Source organism: Pseudomonas sp. McL0111 (genome assembly GCF_052567255.1).
The window spans coordinates 4,821,691-4,846,848 of the sequence record NZ_CP199585.1 but is presented as its reverse complement, the minus strand read 5'-3'; the positions used below and the strand labels follow the sequence as shown (position 1 = coordinate 4,846,848).

Here is a 25,158-nt window from a genome sequence, read left to right as displayed (position 1 = left end):
TTTTTCGCAACATCACTAAGGAAGGTCGCTGGATGAATAACAACAATACCCCCGCGCAAACGGGTGGCCGTTTTGCCTTGAAAACCCTGCACTGCGCGGTCCTGTGCGCGTTGACTTCCTGGGGCTCGGCGCACGCCGCACCCTATGTGGAAAACGGTCGTACGGGCGATCCCGCCAGTTGGCGCAGCAAGGAATTTCAGGCCGATTGGGGGCTGGGCGCGATTGGCGCCGATTATGCCTACGCCGCTGGCTACAGCGGCAAAGGCGTGAAACTGGGGATCTTCGATCAGCCGGTTTACGCCCCGCATCCGGAGTTTTCCGGCAGCAACAAAGTCATCACTCTGGTCACCAGCGGTATCCGCGAATACACCGACCCGTACATCCCGGTGAAAGCCGGGGACGCGTTCCGTTATGACGGTTCGCCCTCGATCGGTTCCGACGGCAAACTCGGTGCCCACGGCACCCACGTCGGTGGCATCGCGGCCGGTAGCCGCGACGGCGGACCGATGCACGGTGTCGCGTTCGGCGCGCAGATCTACAGCGCTGACAACGGTGACCCGGGCCCGGAAGACGGCATTATCCGCGGCAACGACGGCGCGGTGTACAAGGCCGGTTGGGATGCGCTGATCGCCAGCGGTGCGCGGATCATCAACAACAGTTGGGGCATCGGTATCACTGACCGTTTCGACCTCGGCGGTCGCAACCCGGCGTATCCACACTTCACCGTCAACGACGCGCAATTGCAGTTCAACGAAATCCGCACGCTGCTCGGCACCAAACCCGGTGGCGCGTATGACGGCGCGATTGCCGCCGCACGCAGTGGCATCGTGACGATTTTTGCTGCCGGTAACGACTACAACCTGAACAACCCGGACGCTATCGCCGGCCTCGGCTATTTCGTCCCGGAAATCGCGCCGAACTGGATCACCGTTGCCGCATTGCAGAAGAATCCGGATCTGACCAGCGCCGATCCGTACACCATGAGTACCTTCTCCTCACGCTGCGGCTACACCGCGAGTTTCTGCGTGTCGGCACCGGGAACGAAAATCTACAGCGCGATCATCAGCGGCACCAACGCCGATAACCTCAGCACCGGTTACGCCAACTACAACGGCACCTCGATGGCCGCGCCGCACGTGGCCGGTTCGATTGCAGTGCTGATGGAGCGCTTCCCATACATGACCGGCGATCAAGTCGCCAGCGTGTTGCGTACCACGGCCACCGACCTTGGCGCACCGGGCGTCGACGCCTTGTTCGGCTGGGGCATGATCAACCTGCGCAAAGGCATCGATGGCCCGGCCATGTTGGTCACCGAGAAGGATATTCCAGAGGAATTCCGCATTGCCGGCGCCTATGGTTCAGGGCAGTTCGTAGCGGATCTGCCGGGGATCGGCGCAATTATCGACAAGGGCAAATCCACCGAGCGCGTGTGTAACGACATTACTTGCGGTCTCGATACCTGGCGCAACGACATTTCCGGTCACGGCGGCCTGACCAAGCAAGGTCTCGGTACGCTGGTGATGACCGGCGCCAACACCTACAGCGGCCCGACGCTGGTCAATCAGGGACGCCTGGCAATCAACGGTTCGCTGGCCTCGGCGGTGACCGTGAATGACAGCGGCATCCTCGGCGGTAATGGCCATATCGGCGCACTGTCGGTCAAAAGCGGCGGTACCGTGGCGCCGGGCAACTCCATCGGCACCATGAACGTGGCCGGCGACGTGACCTTCGAACCGGGTTCGACCTACGCGGTAGAAGTCTCGCCAACCAGCAGCGACAAGATTGTCGCCGGTGGCAAAGCAATCATTGACGGCGCAACAGTGACCATGTCGCTGGAAAACAGCCCGACGCTGTTGACCACGACTGAAGTGAAAAGCCTGCTCGGCGCTCAGTTCAACATCCTGCAAGCGGCCGGTGGCATTCAAGGGACATTCGGCCAGGTGCTGCCGGATTATGCGTTCCTCGGCGGTACCCTCGATTACTCGGCGGGTGGCGTGCAACTGGACGTGGGTCGCAACGGCGCTTCGTTCGCCAGTGTCGGTCTGACGCCGAACCAGCGTGCAGTCGGTGCGGCTGCCGAGCGTCTGGGCGCGGGCAATGCGTTGTTCGAAACGCTGCTGCTGTCGCCAAATGCCGCTTCGGCGCAGCAGGCGTTCCAGCAGTTGTCCGGCGAGATTCACCCGGCAATCGGCACGCTGCTGATCAACGACAGCCGCTACCTGCGCGAAGCAGTCGGCGAACGTCTGCGTGAGCGCGATGTGCTCGACTCCAGCGCACCAACCGACGACCGCAGCAATGCCTGGGTCAAGGTCTTGGGTTCGTGGGGCAAGAGCGATGGCGGCAACAAAAATGCTGACAGCACCAGCTCCATCGGTGGCTTGCTGGCCGGTGTCGATGGCTTGATTGCTGAAGATACGCGTCTGGGTTTCGTTACCGGTTATAGCGACAGTTCTTTGAACATGGGCAGCGGCACGCATTCGTCGGCCTCGGTCGACAGCTACCACTTGGGTGCCTACCTGGGACATCAGATCGATGCACTGCGTCTGAGCGTTGGCGGCGCCTATAGCTGGCACCGCATCGACGCCAAGCGCGAATTGCAGTTCGGCGATGTCAGCGGCAAACAGAAAACCAAGCGTGATGCGAGCACTACGCAATTGTTCACAGAAGCCGCTTACGATCTGCGCCTGCAACCGATGAACCTGGAACCGTTCGCCAATCTGGCTTATGTGCACCTGAACACCGACAGCTTCACCGAGAAGGGTGATGCGGCGGCACTCAAGGGTGGCGAAGACAATCGCGATGTGGTTCTGTCTACCTTGGGCGTACGGGCCAAGCGCTCGTTTGCGCTGTCGGACAAGCATCAGCTGGAACTGGGCGCAAGCCTGGGCTGGCAGCACAATCTGAGCAGTGTCGATGCTGACAGTCACTTGGCGTTTGCCAATGGCAACAGCGCGTTCAATGTTCAGAGCGTGTCGATGGACCGCGATGCCGCGGCAGTCGGCGTACGCGCCGGGCTGGCATTGAGTCGTGATATCCGGGTCAACCTGGATTACAACGGACTGATCGGTTCGAACGAGAAGGACCACGGCGTGGGTCTGACCCTCGACTGGCAGTTCTGACTTTAGGGAAGAGAGAGTACGACATGGGATTGTTCGATTATAAAAATGCCGATGGCAAAGCGCTGTACAGCGATGCCATCGCGCTGACGTTATATGCCTACACACCGACCGGCCAGGCATTGCCAGCCACCGGTTGGGCGCCGGTCAACGCCAAGGCGCTGGGTTATCAAGGCAAGGTCGGTGCGCAAGGCACGTTCTTCGGCGAGAAGGACGGCTTCACCAACGCCGAGGCCGAAGTGCTCGGCAAGTACGACGCGGCGGGCAAGCTGATCGGTATCGGCGTGGCCTTCCGTGGCACCGGCGGACTGGGTTACAGCGACACCTTCGGCGATATGAAAAACAACCTGCTGGCCGCCGTCGGGCCATCGGATTACGCGAGCACTTACGCGAAAAACGCCTTCGACAACCTGCTCAAGGCAGTTGCGGCGTTCGCCATCGCCAACGGTATCGCGGCCAAGGACGTGCTGTTCAGCGGCCATAGCCTCGGCGGTCTCGGGGTCAACAGCGTGGCGGAGTTGAGCGGCAGCAACTGGGGTGGTTTCTTCAAGGATGCCAACTACATTGCGTTCGCCTCGCCGACCCAGAGCAACACCGGCAACAACGTGCTGAACATCGGCTACGAGAACGATCCGGTGTTCCGCGTGCTCGACGGCACCACGTTCAGCAGCAGTTCGATGGGCAAGCACGACAAGCCGCATGATTCGACCACCGACAATATCGTCAACTTCAACGACCATTACGCGTCCACCGCGCAGAACCTGGTGCCGTTCAGCATCATCAATCCGCTGAACTGGTCGGCTCATGGCTCGCTGGGTTATGCCGATGGCTTGAACCGGGTGATCGACTCGCGCTTCTACAACCTCACCAGCAAGGACTCGACCATCATCGTCTCCAATCTGGAAGAGTCGTCGCGCAGCAAGACCTGGGTCGAGGATCTGGGCCGCAGTGGCGAGCCGCACACCGGCACCACGTTCATCATCGGCACCGACAGCAATGACTTGCTCAAGGGCGGGGCGGGCAACGACTTCCTCGAAGGCCGCAACGGTGATGACCGCTTCCGTGATGACGGCGGCTTCAACATCCTGCTCGGCGGCAAGGGCCACAACACCTTTGAGCTGCAAAAACCGCTGCAGAATTTCAGCTTCGCCAACGACGGCGACGGCACGCTGTATGTGCGCGACGCCTACAGCGGCATCAGCATGACCCGTGACATCGGCGCGCTGGTGAGCAAGGAGTCGGGGTCGTGGTGGAGCAGCAAGGAAATCACCTGGGGTGTGTCGGCCAAGGGTTTGACCAACGGCAGCGAACTGACTCAATACAACCATTCGCTCAACGGCGATGCATACGGCAACACGCTGCACGCCAGCGCTGACGGTGACTGGTTGTTCGGTCTGGCTGGCGACGACAAGCTGATCAGCGACAAGGGACATGTGACCTTCGTTGGCGGCGCGGGCAATGACGTGCTGACGGCGGTGGGTGGCAACAACACCTTCCTGTTCAGCGGCGCGTTCGGTTTCGATGCGATCAATGGTTATCAGGGCAACGACAAACTGGTGTTCATGGGCGTCGAAGGCGCGGGGCAGGGCTACGACTACAAGCAACACGCTTCGCAGACCGGCGCCGATACCGTGCTGAAGATTGGCGACTATGCCGTGACACTGGTAGGGGTAGGAGTGACTAACCTGTCGGACTCCAACTTCGTCTTCGCCTGAAACCTGTAGAAATGAACTCTGTGGTGAGGGGATTTATCCCCGTTGGGTCGCGTAGCGGCCCCGCTGGTTCGCGACTGCTGCGCAGCCGAGCGGGGATAAACCCTCTCGCCACGAGGTCAGTTTTCACATGAAAAAGTAGTACTGAAATGCTCCGGGGCGTCCCGCGAGGGGCGCCCTGGCTGTGAGCTATCTCTGAACAATTCCAACAAAGAGAGAGGCAATAGCAATGGGTGTGTATGACTACAAGAACTTCGGCACAGCAGATTCCAAGGCGCTGTTCAGCGACGCCATGGCCATCACGCTGTATTCCTATCACAACCTCGATAACGGCTTTGCCACCGGTTATCAGCACAACGGCTTCGGCCTCGGCCTGCCGGCCACATTGGTCACCGCACTGATCGGTGGCACTGACTCGCAAGGGGTAATCCCCGGTATTCCGTGGAACCCCGATTCGGAAAAACTTGCGCTCGACGCAGTAAAACAGGCGGGCTGGACGCCGATCACTGCCGCGCAACTGGGCTATGACGGCAAGACCGACGTTCGCGGAACCTTCTTCGGCGAAAAGGCCGGTTACACCAGCGCCCAAGTGGAAATCCTCGGCAAGTACGACGCCCAGGGCCATCTGACTGAAATGGGCATCGCCTTTCGCGGCACCAGCGGCCCGCGTGAAATTCTTATCGGTGACTCCATCGGCGACGTAATCAACGACCTTCTGGCAGCGTTCGGACCCAAGGACTACGCGAAGAATTACGTCGGCGAAGCATTCAACAATCTGCTCAGCGATGTGGTGGCTTTCGCCAAGGCCAACGGCCTTACCGGCAAAGACATTCTGGTCAGCGGCCACAGCCTCGGCGGACTGGCAGTCAACAGCATGGCGGACTTGAGTAGCGGCAAGTGGGGCGGCTTTTTCAGCGAATCCAACTACATCGCCTACGCCTCGCCAACTCAAAGCGCCACCGACAAAGTGCTCAACGTCGGCTACGAAAACGACCCGGTGTTCCGCGCGCTCGATGGCTCGACCTTCACCGGCGCATCGGTCGGCGTCCACGACGCACCGCATGCCTCGACCACCGACAACATCGTCAGCTTCAACGATCACTACGCCTCGACCGCGTGGAATCTGCTGCCGTTCTCGATCGTAAACATCCCGACCTGGATCTCGCACCTGCCGACCGGTTACGGCGATGGCATGACCCGGGTGCTGGACTCGAAATTCTATGACCTCACCAGCCGCGACTCGACCATCATCGTCGCCAACCTCTCGGACCCTGCGCGGGCCAACACTTGGGTACAGGACCTCAACCGCAATGCCGAAACCCACAAGGGCAGCACCTTCATCATCGGCAGCGACGGCAACGATCTGATTCAGGGCGGTAGCGGCAACGACTACCTCGAAGGTCGTGCCGGCAACGACACCTTCCGCGACAGCGGCGGCTACAACATCCTGCTCGGCGGCGCGGGCAACAACACCCTCGACTTGCAGCAGTCGGTGAGCAAGTTCGATTTTGCCAATGACGGCGCCGGTAACCTGTACATCCGCGATGCCAACGGCGGGATCAGCATCACCCGCGACATCAGCAGCATCGTCACCAAAAAGCCGGGATTTCTCTGGGGGCTGTTCAAGGACGATGTGACCCACAGCGTGACGGCCAGCGGTTTGAAGGTCGGCAACAACCTCACGCAGTACGAGTCCAGTGTCAAAGGCACCAGCGGCGTCGATACGCTCAAGGCGCACGCGAGCGGTGACTGGCTGTTCGGTCTGGACGGCAACGATCACCTGATCGGCGGGGCGGGCAATGACGTGTTTGTCGGCGGCGCCGGCAATGACCTGATGGAGTCGGGCGGCGGGGCGGATACGTTCCTGTTCAACGGCGCGTTTGGTCAGGACCGGGTGATCGGCTTCACGGCCAACGACAAACTGGTGTTCCTCGGCGTGCAGGGCGTGTTGCCGAACGACGACTTCCGCGCCCATGCCACGTCGGTGGGGCAGGATACGGTGCTGAAGTTTGGCGGGGATTCGGTGACGCTGGTCGGGGTGTCGCTGAGTAGCCTGAGCAGCGATGGCGTAGTGATCGCCTGATGTTGATGTGGTGTCGATAAGGGCGCCATCGCTAGCAGGCTAGCTCCCACAGGGGATCTATGAGCTCTGAAGATCCCCTGTGGGAGCTAGCCTGCTAGCGATTAAAAGCAATTCGGTTTATGAAGTGACTCATTGGCCACTACCTGACTCAAACACCTGCACCAACAGGAATCGGCACTAAAGCCAACACATGCGCATACGTCATGTAGAGGCTGCCATTGAGTACAGGAGATTCAAACGTGAAAGGTTACAAAGGCTATATCGGGGTTCTGGGACTGGCGCTGTTGTCGGCCAATGTCTGGGCCGATCTGCCTCAAAGCTCGATTCTCAGCCGCTACGGCATCAGCACCGATCAATTGCCTGCACCGGCAAAGTCCGAGATCGTTGAACCCGTCGAAGAGAAAAGCCGCTTCCAGATCCAGCCCGAACAGCCATTGGTGAACGTCCGCCTGAGCGAGGGCGCGCCGCTGGAAATGACCGGTAATCCAAGTATCGACCATATGACGCAGCTGGACTTTGAACGTTGCCGACGACTGCAGGACGAACTGCGCCGACGCGGCGATCAATTCGTGACCTGCGACAACAGCATCCCCGGTCAACTCCCAACGCGATAACACCAAAATCCTGGTAGGAGCTGCGGCACGCTGCGATCTTTTGATCTTGTTTTTCAAAACCTAAAGTCAAAAGATCGTCCGATCGCGGCCCGAGCGTGCCGCAGCTCCTGCAGTTTTCAGTCCTCCTTGCGGACGGTGGCCACTTCATCAGCCCGTACTTTCACAGTGGCACCGGAAATATCCTCGAACTCGTAAAAACCATCCTTGCTCTTGGTTTTCGGCATGTCCTTGGTCAAATACTGGGTGCCGTTCTGCAACGTCACCACGGTCGGGGTCGAGCAACCGCCCAGTGCCAACAGGGCCGCTACTGCCAGGGGCAAGCCCAGAGTCTTGATTTTCATACCCACCTCAAATTCCTCATGCCGTTCAAGCTGACTATTGTCGGCCTTCTAACGCGGTTGGTGCCATCGCATCGAGAAAAGTTCGATCAATCGGTTAAAAAAACCGCTGGCCGCTGCCATTGATCCTTTTCCGTTTGCGTCCGGCGGGGCAGAACTGTTATCTGTACGCATAACCAGTATTCGCTCGCCATGGCCCATAATTCCCGTGACCGCCAATCCCCTCGACGATCCGTTCTATTACCTCAACAACTTCCGGCAAGTGCTTGATTGGCTTGAGCTTCGTTACGCCGATGTAATGAGTGAAACCGAGCACGGGTTTATCCGCGACTTCAAAGCGCTGCCTCAGGCTTCGCAGGGGCTGTTGGTGCGGATGGTGATGCGCAAGGGCGTGCATTTTCGGGCCGGCAAGCTCAGCTATGCGGAAATCGGCGACATCGCCCTGGCGGCGCAACCGTTGCTGGATCGTGGCTGGCTCGATGAGCATGCATCGCTGGCGATGGTGGAACTGTTCGATGTATTGCTCAAAGCCGAGATCCTTCAGGCGTTCGGCGCATCTATCGCACAACCCAAGGGACGCAAGGACGACTGGCTGATCGTACTGGCCGAGCAGTTTGCCGATCCACGCACCTTGCGCGACTGGGCCCCGGCGCTGCACGACCGGTTGTTCAGCCTGACCATCATGAATCTGTGCGACCGTCTGCGCCTGATGTTCTTCGGCAACCTGTATCAGGACTGGTCGGAATTCGTGCTTGCCGACCTTGGCATCTTTACCTACGAAAAAGTCGAGTTCTGCGCCGATTCCCGAGGTCTGCGCAGCCGCGCTGACGTGGACGCCTGCCTGTTCCTGCACGATTGCCAATTGCGTTTCGAGGCTGGTGAGCCGCTGGAGCCCATCGTCGAGCAGGTCAGCGCGTTGCATTTCGACAACCCGTGGCTGCAACGGCGGCGTGGCAAGGTGTTGTTTCAGATCGCGCAGTATTGCGAGCGCATCAGCGAGTTCGCCCTGGCCCTGAGTATTTACCGTGATTGCGCCTACCCCGGCGCACGCTTGCGGATGATCCGCGTGCTGGAACGCTGCGGCGAATACGCCGTGGCGCTGGAACTCGGCACGCTCGCCAGCCAGGCGCCGGAAAGTGCCGCCGAGCAGCAAGGCCTGCAACGCATCGTGCCTCGGCTGCAACGCAAGCTCGGCGGGCCGCCACTCAAACGTGCCAAGGCGCGGGAAGTGGAGCGGCTCGATCTGCATTTGCCCCGCGTTAATCCGGCATTGTCGGTGGAACTCCATGTGCAGGCGCACCTGCATCAGGACACCGGGCCAGTGCATTACGTGGAAAACAGCCTGATCAACTCGTTGTTTGGTTTGCTCTGCTGGCCGGCGATTTTCGCGCCGCTGCCGGGGGCGTTCTTTAATCCGTTCCAGCGTGGGCCGGTGGATCTGCTCAGTGAAGACTTTATGGAACGCCGCGCCGAACTGTTCCAGGCCTGTCTCGAAGAACTCGATGATGGCCGTTATGCCGAAACCATTCGTGCACGGTTTCTCGCCAAATGGGGTGTGCAATCTCCCTTCGTATTCTGGGGCGCGCTGAATGAGCAACTGCTGGAACAAGCCTTGATCTGTTTACCGGCGCAGCATCTCAAACACTGGTTCAACCGCTTGTTGCTGGATATCAAGGCCAATCGCGCCGGCATGCCGGACCTGATCCAGTTCTGGCCGCAAGACAAGACCTACCGGATGATCGAGGTCAAAGGTCCCGGTGACCGCTTGCAGGATAACCAGATGCGCTGGCTGGAGTTCTGTCACGAACACCAGATGCCGGTCGCGGTGTGTTACGTGCAATGGGCGGAGCAAGAGGCTTGAGCTACAGCGTTGCAGTGCGGGCGCTGTGCGAGTTCACCGCCAAGACCGGTGATCTCGACTTGCGCTTTACGCCGTCGCCGACTGCGCTCGAGGGCATCGCCGGCCACCGCACCGTGGCTTCCCGGCGCAGCGACAGCTATCAAAGCGAAGTGGCGCTCGAAGGTGATTTCCTGCAATTGAAGGTCAAGGGCAGGGCGGATGGCTACGACCCGGCGCAAAACTGCCTTGAAGAGGTCAAGACCTATCGCGGCGATCTGAGCAAGCAACCAGCCAATCACCGCCAGTTGCATTGGGCGCAGGCCAAGGTCTACGGCTGGCTGATGTGCCGCAAGCTCGGGCTGGAGCAGATCAATGTCGCGCTGGTGTATTTCGATATCGTCAGCGAGAAGGAAACCTGTCTCGTCGAGGCATTCAACGCCGAAGTTTTACAGGCGTTTTTCGAGCAGCAGTGCCAGCTGTTTCTGCAATGGGCCGAACAGGAAATGGCTCACCGCGAAGCGCGCAACCAGGCCGCGCAGCAGTTGAGTTTTCCCCACGCCGATTTCCGTCCCGGCCAACGGCATCTGGCGGAGTCAGTGTTCAAAGCCGTCAGCACCGGCCGCTGCCTGATGGCGCAGGCGCCCACCGGGATCGGCAAGACCCTCGGCACGATATTCCCGATGCTCAAGGCCATGGCGCCGCAGCAACTGGACAAGGTGTTTTTCCTCACCGCCAAGACCCCGGGGCGCAAACTGGCGCTGGATGCAGCCCAGGTTTTGCTCGACCGTAACGAAACGCTGCCCTTGCGGGTGCTGGAAATGGTCGCCCGCGACAAGGCTTGCGAACACCCGGACAAAGCCTGCCACGGTGAATCCTGCCCGTTGGCCCAAGGCTTCTATGATCGTCTGCCCGCCGCCCGTGAAGCCGCCAGCCACGTCAGCCTGCTCGATCAAGCGGCGATGCGTGAAGTCGCCCGCCAACATGACGTCTGTCCGTATTACCTCAGCCAGGAAATGGCGCGTTGGGCTGACGTGGTGGTCGCCGACTACAACTATTACTTCGATTTCAGCGCGCTGCTGTTCGGTCTGGCCCAGCTCAATCAGTGGAAAGTCGCTGTATTGGTCGACGAGGCGCATAACCTGGTGGAGCGCGGGCGACAGATGTACAGCGCCAATCTTGATCAGGCGACGCTGACCAGCGTGCGCAAGAGCGCGCCGCAACCACTGAATAGTTCGCTGCAACGGCTCAACCGCGAATGGAATGCGCTGCATAACGGCCAGATCGCGCCGTATCAGGCCTATGACAAGGCGCCGGAAAAGCTTTTGCATGCGCTGTCTCTGTGCACGGCGAGCATCGGTGATTACCTCAACGATCATCCGCAAGGGCTCGACAGCGGATTGCAGAACTTCTACTTCGAGATGCTGCAATTTGGCCGGGTCGCCGAGCTGTTCGACGAGCACTATCTGTTCGATATCAATAAACGCGATCTGGATCGCAAACGGCCGCTGTCGCAACTGTGCCTGCGCAACGTGGTGCCGGCGCAGTTCATCCGTCCACGGCTAACTGCCGCGCGCAGCACCGTGATGTTTTCGGCGACCCTGAGCCCGCGCAACTATTACGCCGACCTGCTCGGTACAGCGGAAAACACCGTGTGGATCGACGTTGAGTCACCGTTCAGTGCTGATCAGTTGCAGGTTCATATCGTCAGCCAGATATCGACCCGATTCACCCATCGCCAGGCCTCTCTGGAGCCGATTGTCGAGCTGATTGCCCGCCAGTTCAGCGAACGCCCGGGCAACTATCTGGCGTTCTTCAGCAGCTTCGATTACCTGCAACAGGTCTCGCAGTTGCTGGCCGAGCGACACCCGCACATTCCCCTCTGGCAGCAGTCGCGGGGCATGGCGGAAGCACAGAGGCAGGAATTTCTCGACCAGTTCACCGCGCACAGCAAGGGAGTGGGGTTTGCCGTGCTGGGCGGGGCGTTCGGTGAGGGGATCGATTTGCCCGGCGCACGCCTGATCGGCGCATTCATTGCCACGCTGGGGCTGGCACAACTGAACCCGGTCAACGAACAAATGAAACGGCGCATGGCAGCGATTTTTGGTGCCGGTTACGACTACACCTATCTGTATCCCGGCATGCAGAAAGTAGTGCAGGCTGCCGGACGGGTAATCCGCACCCGCGAGGATCGCGGCGTGGTAATGCTGATCGATGACCGTTTTGCCGAGCAGCGGATTCAGCAACTTTTACCGGGTTGGTGGGCAATCAATAGTGAGCTACCAGCTTCCCAATTGGCTGGATTGACGCATACTCCAACGCATAACAATGTTCGGTGAGTGTGATGAGCGAAAACAACAAGACCACGTCGATTGAGGAAATGCGTTTCCGACTGTTGATCGACGCAGTGGTCGACTACGCGATTTACATGATCGACCCTGAAGGCGTGATCATCAGCTGGAACTCAGGCGCCCGGCGCTTCAAGGGTTACGAGGAAGCAGAAATCCTCGGTCAGCACTTCTCGCGGTTCTACACCGACGAAGACCGAGCGGCCGGCATGCCGCGACGTGCCCTCGACACCGCTATTGGCGAGGGCCGTTTCGAAGGCGAGGGCTGGCGGGTGCGCAAGGACGGCACGCATTTCTGGTGCCATGTGGTAATCGACCCTGTGTTCAGCCCCGCCGGGCAATTGCTCGGTTTTGCCAAGATCACTCGCGACCTTACTGATCGCAAGATGGCCGAGGAAACCCTCAAGCAAAGCGAGCAGCAGTTCCGCCTGCTGGTACAAGGTGTCACCGACTACGCGATCTATATGCTCAGCCCCGAAGGTCGCGTCAGCAACTGGAACCAGGGCGCGCAGCGGATCAAGGGCTACCGGCCGGAAGAAATCATCGGTCAGCATTTTTCAATTTTCTATACCCCGGAGGATCGTGAACTCGGCGAGCCACAACGGGCGCTGGAGATCGCCACTCGCGTGGGGCGCTTCGAAAACGAGAGCTGGCGGATGCGCAAGGACGGCACGCGGTTTCTGGCGCATGTGGTAGTCGATGCGATTCGCGGCGAAACCGGCACTTTGCTCGGTTTTGCCAAGATCACCCGCGACGTGACCGAAGCCCATGAAGCACAACAGGCACTGGAAACGACTCGCGAAGCGTTGTTCCAGGCGCAAAAGATGCAGGCCATCGGGCAACTGAGCGGCGGCATCGCCCACGATTTCAATAATCTGCTGACGGTGATCCTCGGCAATCTGGAGATCGTACGCAAACGCATCGGCGAAGACCCGAAGATCAGCCGACTGCTGGAAAACGCCACCCAAGGAGCGCTGCGCGGTGTGTCCCTGACCCAGCGCATGCTGGCATTCGCCCGACGTCAGGAACTCAAGACCGAACCGGTTGATATTCCGCAACTGGTGCAAGGCATCACCGGGCTGCTGCGCAGCTCCCTTGGGCCGACCGTCAACATCGAAACTCGATTCCCCGCGGATCTCGAAGCGGTGCTTGCCGATTCCAACCAACTGGAACTGGCAGTGCTCAATCTGGCGACCAATGCCCGTGACGCCATGCCCGAAGGCGGCAGCGTGACTCTCAGTGCGCAACCGGAAATCGTGCTTGAACAGAACCATTCATTGGTCAAGCCTGGACGTTATGTGTGCCTGAGTGTCAGCGACACCGGGGAAGGCATGGACGAGGCTACCTTGAGCTCGGCGATGGACCCGTTTTTCACCACCAAAGGCCTCGGCAAGGGCACCGGGCTGGGACTGTCGATGGTTCACGGATTCATCGAGCAGTTGGGCGGTCGCTTCATCCTCAAGAGTACAAAAGGCGAGGGTACCCGGGCCGATCTCTGGCTGCCGGTCGCCAGTGCCGACGCCAGGATTGAGCCGTTGGAGCAGCCTGCGGAAACCTCGCGGGTGCCGCGACTCAGTGTGCTGGTGGTGGATGACGACAGTCTGGTGCTGACCAGTACCAGCCTGCTACTTGAAGACTTGGGCCATCGGGTCATCACGGCAGCGTCCGGTGCGCAGGCGCTGGCACTGATCGATCAGGGTGAAGTCGTTGACCTGATCATCACCGACATGGCCATGCCACACATGAGCGGCGCCGAACTGGCGCACGCCATCCGCGTGCTCAAACCAGATCTGCCGATCATTCTCGCAACCGGTTACGCCGAGCGGCTGGAAGGGTTTGCCGCGCAACTGCCGAGGCTGGCCAAGCCGTTTACCCAACTGAATCTGGTGGAGATCATTGCGCTGTCGATCAAGTGAGCCTGGCCGGCAATCAGGCTGAACTTGTCCACGGAGGAAGCCCTCAAAATGGTTTCCAGACCCGAGGGCGCCAACGTTGCCGCGCATACTGACTCAGCCCACAGCCGAAGAAACCCTGACCGAACACGACGCCAAGATGTTCGGTTCACCCAAGGAAAGACTCGATTTCTACCGTCGGGAAATCCAGTACGAAACCAGTATTCTGGCCAACCGCACCGATGCCTACCTGGCGGCACAATCGTTTCTAGTGATTGCCTTCGCCTCGTGCATGGCCAACCTCAATCCTGAATGGGGCAAGTTGTTCACCTTGGTGGTGCCGCCATTTCTGGCGTTACTCGGACTGCTCAGCTCGCTTAACGCCTGGCCCGGAATCCGGGCGGCGTATGACATCATCGATCACTGGCATTTTAAGCAAAGTCATCTGCTGCTCAGCGAACCGCTTATGGGACTGGCGTATGACGAATCGCCGCTGTTCAGCGAGATGGAATCGAGCCACAAGGGATATCGCAAGTCGTTGCTGTTCTCGGTGCGCACGCCGTGGATTTTTGCGATTTTCTGGATCATGTTGGGCAGTTATGCCGTGTTCATCCAGGTGACCAATCCGGGAGCCTGATCGACAGACAAAGAAAAGCCCGGCTGACAATGCCGGGCTTTACTTTGCTCGATTACGAACTGCTTTCAAGCTGCCTGCGCAACACCTGCGAATTGTGCGCAGACATCGGGATCGGCGGGAAATCCTCATTTAGCACGCACAAATGCTCAATCGCCTGCGCAAACAGCAAATCAGCTTTTTTACGCATCGCCCGATAATGTTCGAACTCTTCGATATCCAGATCGTGACCTTCCAGCAACTCATGCGCCGCTCGATTGAGCGCTTGTGCTTCTTCGAACAGTTGACGATTACGCTCCAGAGCCATAGCCCTGCAAGCCTTGATTTGCGCGGGAGTCGAGCATTCTTTCATGACCGTAACCTTATTTTCCGAGATTCCTTTTCATAGGCGCAATGCCGCAGGGGAACCGAACCTGCCGGGCCCCGCTGAACGTATCCAGCGAGGGGTTATGCTTGTGACTGTCGGCAATTGCGTCGGTATCCATTTTTTTCTAGAAAAAAATTTGATGGTTCGCAGCTTGAATCTGCAAACAAAAATCAGTTTTTTTGATTTTTATGCTGTTCGTAGCGGGCGAGTATCGGTTGCGTGCTGACGCCGTGCAGCAGAATGCTCAGAGCCACCACTGACAGCGTCAGGTTGGTACATAGCGCGGCGAGCGAATCACTCAGCCCATGGTTCAAGGCGTAGAACAGATAGAACAGGCTGCCGATCCCGCGAATGCCGAACCAGCCGATCAGCGAGCGCTGCCGGCGATCCAGTAACAAGCCCCATGGCATCAACGCCACGCAAAGCGGGCGGATTACGCAGAACAACACGCCGCCGACCCACAGCGCCCGCCAGTCCCAATGCGCGATCAACACCATGCCGAGCAGCGTCACCAGAAACACTTCCATTGCCCGTTCGACCAGACCGCCGAAGGACAGCATGTCGCCCATCATGATCCCGGCGGCGACCTGGCTTTCCGCTAGCTGTCCGGTATCACCATGCACGGCTTTTTCAGGTTCGATGTTCAGGTGACCGACCACTGGCTGCACCAGATGCTCGGCCGGCGGCTCACTGATTCCGGTGGATTTCACTTCTTCCTGACGCAAACCGAGGCCTGCGGCGAATACCGCCAGGAACCCGTATCCGCCAATAGCCTCGGCCAGCACATAGGCCAGGGCAATCAACGCCAATGCCAGATAATCGTTGGGGCTGAGCGTGCTGTCGTCGTTATGAATACGCAGCAACAGCGTCACGCGACCGATGCCGCGGCCCATCCAGTAGCCACTCAACAATCCGGCGGGAACCGCCCACAACAGACTGCGCAGCACCCAATCCGGCCACTCGCCGGAATGGCCGCTGCCACCCAGCAGCAACAGACCGAGCAGCACAAACGGAAAGGCAATCCCATCGTTCAGACCAGCTTCGCCGGACAGCCCGAAGCGAACGCTATCGACATCTCGCGAATCATTGACCTGTACCAGCGCCGCCAGCACCGGGTCGGTGGGTGCCAGAATTGCGCCGATCAACAGCGAAGGCCCCCACGGCAGTTGCAGACCCCAATGCAGCAACAGGCAAACTCCGGCTATGGTCAGCAACATCACCGGTCCGGCGAGCCCGAAGGCAATCCGCCAGCGCTTGTCGCGCAACGGCAACCGTAATTTCAGGCCACAGACGAACAGCGAAAACAGCACCGCGACTTCCGTCAGATGGCCCATCCACAGCGAGGCGTCTTCCAGTGAAAGCTTGAGCAAGCCGAAACCGCTTGGCCCGATGCCGATCCCCAGCAACAAACACACCGCTGAGGTCGTCACCGGCATCCAGCGCAAGTAGGAGGAGGTCAATGCAAGCGCAAGCAGCACGCCGCCGAGCACCGCGACCCAGACGATAAAACTCATGGTTCAACAACCCCGGGCAACGACTTCTTCGTGGCGGATCTCGATCATGACGACCTCCTGATCGGGAATGGCCGTAATGGATATAAAAGTATTGAGAGACGTCCTGTCGCTGCGTTCAATTTTTTTGATCTTGTGGGAGCTGCGGCACGCTGCGATCTTTTGATCTTTTTAAAACCAAGATCAAAAGATCGCAGCGTGCCGCAGCTCCTTGTATGTTGCTCCCACACCAGTCGAGTGAGTCTAAGCTCGCTGGTGCGGACATACGAAGATGTGTTTCTGGGGGAGACCGATCGCTCCTGAAGGCAGGACTTGCTCCTGACCTTGTCTGTAGAGAGGTCCCCCCGCCTCATTGCCCACCACGAAGAGTATCGAGAAGCCGACAAGTCGGACTTCGCATTACAAGGTTGCAGTGGCATGAAGTTCGAGGTCAGGGGAACCAGGAAGCATTTTTAACCCAGTTCACTCGGAGTTGAAAGCATGAGCATGCATGTCGGTTTGGATGTGGGATCTCGCACAACGGCCATGGGCTGGCGCAACGACGGTCGTTTTGCAGGTGCATGCAACATCGACCAAACGCCCGCCGGGCGCAAGGCAGCGGTCAACAAGTTGCTCCAGCTCAAGCCTTTATCCGTGGTGATGGAAGCCACCGGCATCTATTACCTGGATTTGGCCATGGAGCTCGCTGCTGCGGGTTTGCCCGTTTCGGTGATCAACCCCAAGAGCTTTCATAACTTTGCCAAACTGATGCTTAAAAACAGTAAAACCGATGCAATCGATGCCCAGTTACTGGCCGAATACGGCGAACGCATGAGCCCAAGATTGTGGACGCCACCCACTGCCATACAGTTGGAGTTGCGGGCTATCGGAAGGCATATCAATCGTTTGACGTGTCACCGCACCCGCGCCAAGAACGAGTTGCATGCGCTGAAGGCTACTCAAACAACGCTCACAATGTTGATTGAAGACGAAGAAGAAGCGATCGCCGCGTTTGACAAACGAATTGAGCGTTTCAGGCTCGCAGGTCGGGCGCTGATCGACAACTGCCCGACACTAAGCGCTCAGTTCGGACACATGATCGCCGCGCCGGGCATGGGCGAAATTTCAGTATTTTCGGCACTGGCGGAATTGACGACCTTGCCTGTGACGCTTAAGTCCGCACAAGTCAGCCGACATGCGGGACTCGATGTTCGACTGACGCAATCAGGTACCAGCATCGATAAACCTGGACGGATAAGTAAGGGAGGAAACGCCTACCTACGCTCGGCGATGTACATGCCTGCACTGAGCGCCATACGTTGCGACAGTAACGTGAAGGCGTTTTACGAGGCGCTGATCGGGCGAGGAAAAAGAAAGATGCAGGCCATCGTCGCGGTCATGCGCAAGTACCTGACCGGACTGTGGGCCTGCATGCAAGCGGGTGAAGATTTTGATACGGCCAAGCTTTTTAGCGACAAACACCTCGCAAAAGCTTGACCGTGAACAGAGTATCTACAGGGGGTGTGGTGGGTCAGAGGATGGGTTTGCCGCCGGTGACGCCGTAGCGCTGGCCGGTGATGTAGCTGGCTTCGTCCGAGGCCAGCAGCACGTAGATGGGTGCAACTTCCACCGGTTGGCCGGGGCGACCGAGCGGGGTTTGCGCGCCGAAGTTCTGCACTTCGTCGTCGGGCATGGTCGAGACGATCAGCGGTGTCCAGATCGGCCCCGGCGCCACGCAGTTCACCCGGATATCCTTGGGCCCAAGCATCTGCGCGAGACCACCGGTAAAGTTGGCGATGGCACCTTTGGTGGTGGCGTAGGCGAGCAGGGTGGCCTTGGGCATGTCCGAGTTGATCGAACTGGTGTTGATGATCGATGCGCCGCGATTCATGTGTTTGATCGCTGCCTGGCAGAGCCGGAAGATCGCAGTGATGTTGACGTCGAAGGTCATCTGCCATTCGTCATCGGGAATTTCTTCAAAGGTTTTGTGGGTCATCTGGAACGCGGCGTTGTTGACCAGCACATCGATGCGGCCGAAGCGCTCCACGGTTTGATCGACCAGCGACTGGCAGTGGGCTTTTTGCGCGATATCGCCGGGCAGTAAAAGACACTGACGACCGGCCTGTTCGACCCAGCGAGCGGTCTCCTTGGCATCCTCGTGTTCATTCAAATAGGCCACAGCCACATCAGCGCCTTCACGAGCGAACGCGATGGCCACCGCGCGACCGATACCGCTGTCAGCGCCGGTAATCAGCGCGATCTTGCCGGCCAGCCGTCCAGAACCGACGTAGCTTTGCTCGCCGCAATCGGGATACGGCTCCATCTTGCGCTGGGAACCGGGAACCGGTTGTGCCTGTTTGGGGAAGGGTGGTTTTGGATAGTGATTCATCGCCGATCTCCTGGCTTCAAGACAAGTGTTCCGGGTTGACCCGGAGCGTCTGGCTTGAGTTCGATCGGATTTACCCTGACTGTTTCAGAGGGTACACAGAACCTGTGGGAGCTGGCTTGCCAGCGATTGCAATCTATCAGTCGATATCAAGGTGAATGTCACACCGATATCGCTGGCAAGCCAGCTCCCACAAGTTTCAGTGGTGGGTCAGAGGGGGCGGGTGTTCAGGGCGCGTTCCACGCGGGCGATGCCTTCTTCGAGCAGCGAGCGCGGGCAGCCGAAGTTCAGGCGTACGAATTGCTGACTGTGATCGCCGAAGTCGAGGCCGGCGCTGAGGCCAACTTTCGCCTGTTCGAGGAAGAACTGCTGCGGGTTATCCAGTTGCAGCGCCGAGCAATCGAGCCACGCCAGGTACGTGCCTTGCGGCACGTTGATGCTTACGTCCGGCAGGCGAGTGCGAACGGCATCGACCAGCCAATCGCGGTTGGCTTGCAGATACTCTTTCAATTCCTTCAGCCACGGCGCGCCTTCGCTGTAAGCCACGCGGGTGGCCTCCATGCCCAGCGGATTGACGCTGTCGACCATCCCGCAACGCGCATGGTTGACCCGCTCACGCAGCGCCGCATCCTGAATGATCATGAACGAGGTTTTCAGGCCTGCGATGTTGTAAGCCTTGCTCGCCGACATCAGGGTGATGGTGCGCTGAGCGATTTCCGGGCTCAGGGATGCAGTCGGAATGTGTACGCGACCGTCGAAGCACAGCTCGGCATGGATTTCGTCGGAGATGATCCACGCGTCCTGTGCCACGCAGATATCGGCCACGGCTTGCAGCTCTTCGCGGCCGAACACCTTGCCGATCGGGTTGTGCGGGTTGCTCAGCAGCAGTGCGCCGCCACCGGTCAGGGATTCACGCAGGCTGTCCAGCGGAGAGGCGTAGGTGCCATCGGCCTGCGCGACGAATTCCAGCTCGACCTTGTTCAGACCCCAATGCCCCGGCGCATGGCGCAGCGGCGGGTAGTTCGGGGTTTGCACCACGACGTTCTGCTGGGGTTGCACCAGCGCCTTTAGCGCCATGTTGAAACCCGACTCGACGCCCGGCAGGAAGATCAGCTCTTGCGGTTTGACCCGCCAGGCGAACTTGGCCCACAGATCAGCGACGATGGCTTCGCGCAGGTTGTCCTGAGCCACGCTGTAACCCACCAGCGGGTGCAGCAGACGCTGCTGGAGTGCTTCGATGATTACTGGCGGCGCGGCGAAGTCCATATCAGCGACCCACATCGGCAACACGTCAGCCGGGTAACGGCTCCACTTGGTGCTGCCGGTATTGTGGCGGTCGAATACCTGATCAAAATCGAAAGTCATGCGCGGTCTCGTGAAGGCGGGGTTGAACGTGGGCGACATGATAAGCCCCAACCCCTGTGGGAGCGAGCTTGCTCGCGAAAGCATCCAGTCAGATAGCCTATACGTTGAATGACACACCGCTTTCGCGAGCAAGCTCGCTCCCACTGGGAATGGTGTGGAATCAGTTCCGACAAACGGCCGACGGTCGGTTTTCACACAAACCGTGTGGGCATTGTCTACAGTCAAAGGGTCGGCAGACTCTGCCGCAACCGTGATTGTCCAGAACAAACCCGGCACCAGTACCGGGTTCCACCTGATCAGGAGTGCACGATGGATCTCAGCCGTCGTCAGTTCTTCAAGGTCGCCGGTATCGGCCTTGCAGGCTCTAGCCTGGGCGCGTTGGGCATGGCCCCGACGCCGGCCTTCGCCGAGCAGGTGCGTCACTTCAAGCTCACCCACACCCATGAAACCCGCAACACCTGCCCGTATTGCTCGGTCGGTTGCGGTCTGATCATGTACAGCCAGGGCGATGCCGCGAAGAATGTCGCGCAAAGTATCATCCACATCGAAGGCGACGCCGACCACCCGGTCAATCGCGGCACCCTGTGCCCGAAAGGCGCCGGCCTGCTCGACTTCATTCACAGCCCGGGCCGCTTACTGTATCCGCAAGTGCGCAAACCCGGCAGCACTGAATGGACGCGCATCGGTTGGGAGGAAGCGCTCGACCGCGTCGCCGACCTGATGAAGGCCGACCGCGATGCCAACTTCATCGAGAAAAACGAGAAAGGCCAGACGGTGAACCGCTGGCTGACTACCGGGTTTCTTGCGGCATCAGCGGCGTCCAACGAAGCCGGTTACATCACTCAGAAGGTGATTCGCAGTCTCGGCATGCTGGGGTTCGATAACCAGGCGCGTGTCTGACACGGCCCGACGGTGGCAAGTCTTGCCCCGACGTACGGCCGTGGAGCCATGACCAACACCTGGACCGACATCGCCAACGCGAATCTGGTTCTGGTAATGGGTGGCAACGCAGCAGAAGCGCATCCGTGCGGCTTCAAGTGGGTGACCGAGGCCAAGGCGCACAACAAGGCGCGGCTGATAGTGGTCGATCCACGGTTTACCCGTACCGCTTCGGTGGCCGATTACTACGCCCCGATCCGTACCGGCACCGACATCGCCTTCATGGGCGGGTTGATCAATTACCTGCTGACCGAGGACAAGATCCAGCACGAATACGTGCGCAATTACACCGACGTGTCGTTCATCGTCAAAGCCGGTTATGGCTTCGAAGACGGGATTTTCAGCGGCTACGACGCGGCCAAGCGCACCTATAGCGACAAGTCCGGCTGGGGCTACGAACTAGGCGACGACGGCTTCGCCAAAGTCGACCCGACCCTGCAAGACCCGCGCTGCGTCTATCAATTGATGAAGCAGCATTACAGCCGCTACAACATCGATCTGGCGAGCCAGATCTGCGGCATGCCGGTCGATGCCATGCAGAAAATCTGGGACGAAATCGCCACTTGCTCGGTACCGGGCAAGACCATGACGATTCTCTACGCACTGGGCTGGACGCAGCACTCGATTGGCGCGCAGATCATCCGCAGCGCGGCGATGGTGCAACTGCTGCTGGGTAATGTCGGCATGCCGGGCGGGGGCGTCAACGCCTTGCGCGGGCACTCCAACATTCAAGGGTTGACCGACCTCGGCCTGCTATCCAACTCGCTGCCGGGTTACCTGACACTGGGCAGCGACGGTGAGCAGGACTACAACACTTACATCAACAAACGCACGCAGAAACCGTTACGCCCCGGACAGCTTTCCTACTGGCAGAACTACAGCAAGTTCCACGTCAGCCTGATGAAATCCTGGTACGGCGCCAACGCCACGGCCGAGAACAACTGGGTCTATGACTACCTGCCAAAACTCGACATCCCCAACTACGACGTCCTGAAGATGTTCGACCTGATGAGCCAGGGCAAGGTCAACGGCTACATCTGCCAAGGGTTTAATCCGATTGCCGCGTTGCCCGACAAAAACCGGGTGATGGCGGCACTGGCCAAGTTGAAATGGCTGGTGGTGATGGACCCGTTGGCCACCGAAACCTCGGAGTTCTGGCACAACGTCGGCCCGTATAACGATGTGAACAGCGCCGAGATTCAGACCGAAGTCATTCGCCTGCCAACCACCTGTTTTGCCGAGGAGGACGGCTCGCTGGTCAATAGCAGTCGCTGGCTGCAATGGCACTGGAAAGGCGCGGATGGCCCGGGCGAAGCGCAGACCGACATCCGCATCATGAGCGAATTGTTCCTGCGCCTGCGCAAGCGCTATCAGGCCGAGGGCGGCAAATTCCCTGATCCGCTGCTGAAACTGTCGTGGCCCTACAAAGTCACCGATGAGCCGTCGCCGGAAGAAATCGCCAAAGAGATCAACGGCTGCGCCATCACCGATTTCACCGACGCCACCGGCGTAGCGGTCAAGGGCGGGACGCAACTGGCGGGGTTCGGTCTGCTCAAGGACGACGGCAGCACTGCGTCCGGTTGCTGGATTTTCGCCGGCAGCTGGACCGAGGCCGGCAACCAGATGGCCCGGCGTGATAACGCAGACCCGTACAACATGCATCAACATCTGGGCTGGGCCTGGGCGTGGCCGGCCAACCGGCGGATTCTCTACAACCGCGCCTCGGCCGATGTCTCGGGCAAACCGTGGGACCCGAAAAAGCGTCTGGTGTGGTGGAACGGCAAAACCTGGGGCGGCACCGATGTGCCGGACTACAAGGCCGACGTGCCGCCGGAAGCGGGGATGAATCCGTTCATCATGAACCCCGAAGGCGTGGCGCGGTTCTTCGCCGTCGACAAGATGAACGAAGGGCCATTCCCCGAGCACTACGAGCCGTTCGAAACGCCGATCGGCATCAACCCGTTGCATCCGCAAAACAAGAAAGCCACCAGCAACCCGGCAGCGCGGATCTTCGATTCGGTGTGGGAATCCCTCGGCGAGGCCAAGGACTTCCCGTACGCCGGCACCAGTTATCGATTGACCGAGCATTTCCACTTCTGGAGCAAGCATTGCAAGTTGAACGCGATTGCTCAACCGGAGCAATTCGTCGAGATCGGCGAAGTGCTGGCGAAGGAGAAGGGCATTGCGGCCGGAGATCGGGTGCGCGTCAGTTGTAAACGCGGCTTCATCGAGGCAGTCGCCGTGGTGACGAAAAGGATTCGGCCACTGCAGGTCAACGGCCAGATCGTGCATCAAGTCGGCATCCCGCTGCACTGGGGTTTCACCGGCCTGACGCGTCACGGTTACCTGACCAACACCCTGGTGCCGTTCCTCGGCGATGGCAATACACAGACCCCGGAATCCAAGTCATTCCTGGTTAACGTGGAGAAAATATAGATGGCCAGCCAAGACATCATTGCCCGCTCGGCCACCACGACTGTGCCACCGTCGGTGCGCAATCAGGAAGAAGTGGCCAAGCTGATCGACACCACCAAATGCATCGGCTGCAAGGCCTGCCAGGTCGCGTGCTCGGAATGGAACGAGTTGCGCGACGACATCGGCCACAACCACGGCACCTACGACAATCCGCAGGACTTGAGCGCAGAAACCTGGACGTTGATGCGCTTTACCGAGCACGAAACCGATGCCGGCAATCTCGAATGGCTGATCCGCAAGGACGGCTGCATGCATTGCGCCGAGCCCGGTTGCCTCGCGGCATGCCCGAGCCCCGGCGCGATCATCAAACACGCCAACGGCATCGTCGATTTCGATCAGGATCACTGCATCGGCTGCGGTTATTGCATCACCGGTTGCCCGTTCAACATTCCGCGTATTTCGCAGAAGGATCACAAGGCCTACAAGTGCACCTTGTGTTCGGATCGGGTCGCGGTGGGACTGGAACCGGCGTGCGTGAAAACCTGTCCGACCGGCGCCATCGTTTTCGGCACCAAAGAGGACATGAAGGAACACGCCGCCGAACGCATCGTTGATCTCAAGAGCCGTGGTTTCGAGAACGCCGGTCTGTATGACCCGGCGGGTGTCGGCGGCACTCACGTGATGTACGTGCTGCACCACGCCGACACGCCGACAATCTACGCCAACCTGCCGCAAGATCCGGCGATCAGCCCCTTGGTCGGGCTGTGGAAAGGCGTGAGCAAACCTTTGGCGCTGCTGGCCATGGGTGCGGCAGTGCTGGCCGGGTTTTTCCACTATGTGCGGATCGGGCCGAACCGTACCGAGGAAGATGATCAGCCGAGTCCGCCAGACACTTCGGTGCATCAAGTCGACCCAGCGGTGCATACCTTCGATCCTCGCGGGGAGGGCAGGCCATGAGCAACAAACCAATCCTGCGCTACACCGCCAACCAGCGCACCAATCACTGGCTGGTGGCGATTCTGTTCTTCATGGCCGGGCTGTCCGGGCTGGCGCTGTTTCACCCGGCGCTGTTCTGGCTGAGCAATCTGTTCGGCGGCGGGCCGTGGACGCGGATTCTGCATCCGTTCATGGGTGTGCTGATGTTCGTGTTGTTTATGGGCCTGGTGTTGCGCTTCTGGCGCTCGAACTTCTTCATCGGCAACGACTGGAAGTGGCTGCGACACATCGACCGGGTGCTGGTCAACGATGAGGAAAGTGTGCCGGCCGTTGGCAAGTACAACGCCGGGCAGAAGATGCTGTTCTGGACTTTACTGCTGTGCATGCTCGGGTTGTTGTTCACCGGACTGGTGATCTGGCGTGCGTATTTCAGCGCCTACTTCGGCATCACGCTGATCCGCTGGGCGATGTTGCTGCACGCACTGGCCGGGTTTGTGCTGGTGCTGAGCATCATCATTCACATCTACGCCGGGATCTGGATCAAGGGTTCTGTCAGCGCAATGATGCATGGTTGGGTCAGCCGCGCCTGGGCGAAAAAACACCACGAACTCTGGTATCGCGACGTCACTGGCGACGCAACGCGGGACGAGCTGCCGGAACGACCGATCACCAAAAAGGGCTGACAC

General features: G+C 59.4%; 17 protein-coding genes. 12 read left to right on the top strand and 5 right to left on the bottom strand.

Going from position 1 to position 25,158, the window contains the following annotated elements; all coding sequences use genetic code 11:
- Positions 1-32 precede the first annotated feature (32 nt).
- From ACTWLJ_RS22035 to ACTWLJ_RS22020, 4 genes are all read left to right on the top strand, one after another.
- Positions 33-3,119: an autotransporter domain-containing protein gene (locus tag ACTWLJ_RS22035; protein WP_445178431.1), complete on the top strand. Its 3,087-nt coding sequence runs from the start codon at positions 33-35 to the stop codon at positions 3,117-3,119.
- Positions 3,120-3,142: 23 nt separating this feature from the next.
- Positions 3,143-4,831, top strand: coding sequence for a polyurethane esterase (locus ACTWLJ_RS22030; RefSeq protein WP_445178430.1), 1,689 nt, complete (start codon positions 3,143-3,145; stop codon positions 4,829-4,831).
- A 226-nt stretch (positions 4,832-5,057) separates the two neighbouring features.
- Positions 5,058-6,911, top strand: a complete 1,854-nt coding sequence (locus ACTWLJ_RS22025; RefSeq protein WP_445178429.1) for a polyurethane esterase — start codon at positions 5,058-5,060, stop codon at positions 6,909-6,911.
- 239 nt (positions 6,912-7,150) lie between these two features.
- Positions 7,151-7,525 carry a hypothetical protein gene (locus ACTWLJ_RS22020; protein WP_401208433.1) on the top strand — a complete coding sequence of 125 codons (375 nt, stop codon included), beginning with the start codon at positions 7,151-7,153 and terminating at the stop codon, positions 7,523-7,525.
- A 116-nt stretch (positions 7,526-7,641) separates the two neighbouring features.
- Here the strand turns inward: ACTWLJ_RS22020 and ACTWLJ_RS22015 are convergent, their stop codons facing one another.
- The gene (locus tag ACTWLJ_RS22015; RefSeq protein WP_445178428.1) at positions 7,642-7,866 is read right to left on the bottom strand and encodes a YgdI/YgdR family lipoprotein; all 225 of its coding nucleotides are present in this window, start codon (positions 7,864-7,866) and stop codon (positions 7,642-7,644) included.
- Between the two features lie 205 nt (positions 7,867-8,071).
- Here ACTWLJ_RS22015 and ACTWLJ_RS22010 point away from each other — a divergent pair, with 205 nt between their 5' ends.
- The 4 genes from ACTWLJ_RS22010 to ACTWLJ_RS21995 all read left to right on the top strand — a co-directional run bounded on the left by ACTWLJ_RS22010 (position 8,072) and on the right by ACTWLJ_RS21995 (position 14,577).
- Positions 8,072-9,724, top strand: a complete 1,653-nt coding sequence (locus tag ACTWLJ_RS22010) for a VRR-NUC domain-containing protein (protein WP_445178427.1) — start codon at positions 8,072-8,074, stop codon at positions 9,722-9,724.
- Entirely contained in the window at positions 9,721-12,039 is a 2,319-nt protein-coding gene (locus ACTWLJ_RS22005; RefSeq protein WP_445178426.1) for an ATP-dependent DNA helicase, read from the top strand. Before ACTWLJ_RS22010 ends, ACTWLJ_RS22005 begins: the two co-directional genes overlap by 4 nt.
- A 5-nt stretch (positions 12,040-12,044) precedes the next feature.
- The gene (locus ACTWLJ_RS22000; protein WP_445178425.1) at positions 12,045-13,964 is read left to right on the top strand and encodes a PAS domain S-box protein; all 1,920 of its coding nucleotides are present in this window, start codon (positions 12,045-12,047) and stop codon (positions 13,962-13,964) included.
- A gap of 76 nt (positions 13,965-14,040) precedes the next feature.
- Positions 14,041-14,577 carry a hypothetical protein gene (locus ACTWLJ_RS21995; protein WP_401208417.1) on the top strand — a complete coding sequence of 179 codons (537 nt, stop codon included), beginning with the start codon at positions 14,041-14,043 and terminating at the stop codon, positions 14,575-14,577.
- A 52-nt stretch (positions 14,578-14,629) separates the two neighbouring features.
- Here the strand turns inward: ACTWLJ_RS21995 and ACTWLJ_RS21990 are convergent, their stop codons facing one another.
- Both ACTWLJ_RS21990 and ACTWLJ_RS21985 read right to left on the bottom strand, forming a co-directional pair.
- The gene (locus ACTWLJ_RS21990) at positions 14,630-14,926 is read right to left on the bottom strand and encodes a hypothetical protein (RefSeq protein ID WP_445178424.1); all 297 of its coding nucleotides are present in this window, start codon (positions 14,924-14,926) and stop codon (positions 14,630-14,632) included.
- Positions 14,927-15,111: 185 nt separating this feature from the next.
- Entirely contained in the window at positions 15,112-16,455 is a 1,344-nt protein-coding gene (locus ACTWLJ_RS21985) for a cation:proton antiporter (protein ID WP_445178423.1), read from the bottom strand.
- 477 nt (positions 16,456-16,932) lie between these two features.
- Between ACTWLJ_RS21985 and ACTWLJ_RS21980 the strand changes: the two genes are divergently transcribed.
- Entirely contained in the window at positions 16,933-17,928 is a 996-nt protein-coding gene (locus ACTWLJ_RS21980; protein WP_445178422.1) for an IS110 family transposase, read from the top strand.
- A 34-nt stretch (positions 17,929-17,962) separates the two neighbouring features.
- On the opposite strand, the gene ACTWLJ_RS21975 is transcribed toward ACTWLJ_RS21980, so the two are convergent.
- Both ACTWLJ_RS21975 and ACTWLJ_RS21970 read right to left on the bottom strand, forming a co-directional pair.
- On the bottom strand, positions 17,963-18,820 hold the full coding sequence (locus ACTWLJ_RS21975; RefSeq protein ID WP_445178421.1) for a glucose 1-dehydrogenase: 858 nt from the start codon (positions 18,818-18,820) through the stop codon (positions 17,963-17,965).
- Between the two features lie 207 nt (positions 18,821-19,027).
- Positions 19,028-20,182: a MalY/PatB family protein gene (locus ACTWLJ_RS21970; protein ID WP_445178420.1), complete on the bottom strand. Its 1,155-nt coding sequence runs from the start codon at positions 20,180-20,182 to the stop codon at positions 19,028-19,030.
- A 309-nt stretch (positions 20,183-20,491) separates the two neighbouring features.
- Here ACTWLJ_RS21970 and fdnG point away from each other — a divergent pair, with 309 nt between their 5' ends.
- The 3 genes from fdnG to ACTWLJ_RS21955 are packed head-to-tail and all read left to right on the top strand — an operon-like array spanning position 20,492 to position 25,155.
- Positions 20,492-23,557: a formate dehydrogenase-N subunit alpha gene (fdnG, locus tag ACTWLJ_RS21965; protein ID WP_445178419.1), complete on the top strand. Its 3,066-nt coding sequence runs from the start codon at positions 20,492-20,494 to the stop codon at positions 23,555-23,557.
- Positions 23,558-24,493: a formate dehydrogenase subunit beta gene (gene fdxH / locus ACTWLJ_RS21960; protein WP_401208401.1), complete on the top strand. Its 936-nt coding sequence runs from the start codon at positions 23,558-23,560 to the stop codon at positions 24,491-24,493. It begins immediately after the preceding gene.
- Positions 24,490-25,155, top strand: coding sequence for a formate dehydrogenase subunit gamma (locus ACTWLJ_RS21955; RefSeq protein WP_445178418.1), 666 nt, complete (start codon positions 24,490-24,492; stop codon positions 25,153-25,155). The genes fdxH and ACTWLJ_RS21955 overlap by 4 nt, the downstream gene beginning before the upstream one ends.
- Positions 25,156-25,158: the final 3 nt, after the last annotated feature.

Coding starts and splice junctions, on each gene's coding strand:
- ACTWLJ_RS22035 (WP_445178431.1), top strand. CDS start 33: ATGAATAACAACAATACCCCCGCGCAAACGGGTGGCCGTTTTGCCTTG.
- ACTWLJ_RS22030 (WP_445178430.1), top strand. CDS start 3,143: ATGGGATTGTTCGATTATAAAAATGCCGATGGCAAAGCGCTGTACAGC.
- ACTWLJ_RS22025 (WP_445178429.1), top strand. CDS start 5,058: ATGGGTGTGTATGACTACAAGAACTTCGGCACAGCAGATTCCAAGGCG.
- ACTWLJ_RS22015 (WP_445178428.1), bottom strand. CDS start 7,866: ATGAAAATCAAGACTCTGGGCTTGCCCCTGGCAGTAGCGGCCCTGTTG.
- ACTWLJ_RS22000 (WP_445178425.1), top strand. CDS start 12,045: ATGAGCGAAAACAACAAGACCACGTCGATTGAGGAAATGCGTTTCCGA.
- ACTWLJ_RS21990 (WP_445178424.1), bottom strand. CDS start 14,926: ATGAAAGAATGCTCGACTCCCGCGCAAATCAAGGCTTGCAGGGCTATG.
- ACTWLJ_RS21985 (WP_445178423.1), bottom strand. CDS start 16,455: ATGAGTTTTATCGTCTGGGTCGCGGTGCTCGGCGGCGTGCTGCTTGCG.
- ACTWLJ_RS21980 (WP_445178422.1), top strand. CDS start 16,933: ATGAGCATGCATGTCGGTTTGGATGTGGGATCTCGCACAACGGCCATG.
- ACTWLJ_RS21975 (WP_445178421.1), bottom strand. CDS start 18,820: ATGAATCACTATCCAAAACCACCCTTCCCCAAACAGGCACAACCGGTT.
- ACTWLJ_RS21970 (WP_445178420.1), bottom strand. CDS start 20,182: ATGACTTTCGATTTTGATCAGGTATTCGACCGCCACAATACCGGCAGC.
- fdxH (WP_401208401.1), top strand. CDS start 23,558: ATGGCCAGCCAAGACATCATTGCCCGCTCGGCCACCACGACTGTGCCA.
- ACTWLJ_RS21955 (WP_445178418.1), top strand. CDS start 24,490: ATGAGCAACAAACCAATCCTGCGCTACACCGCCAACCAGCGCACCAAT.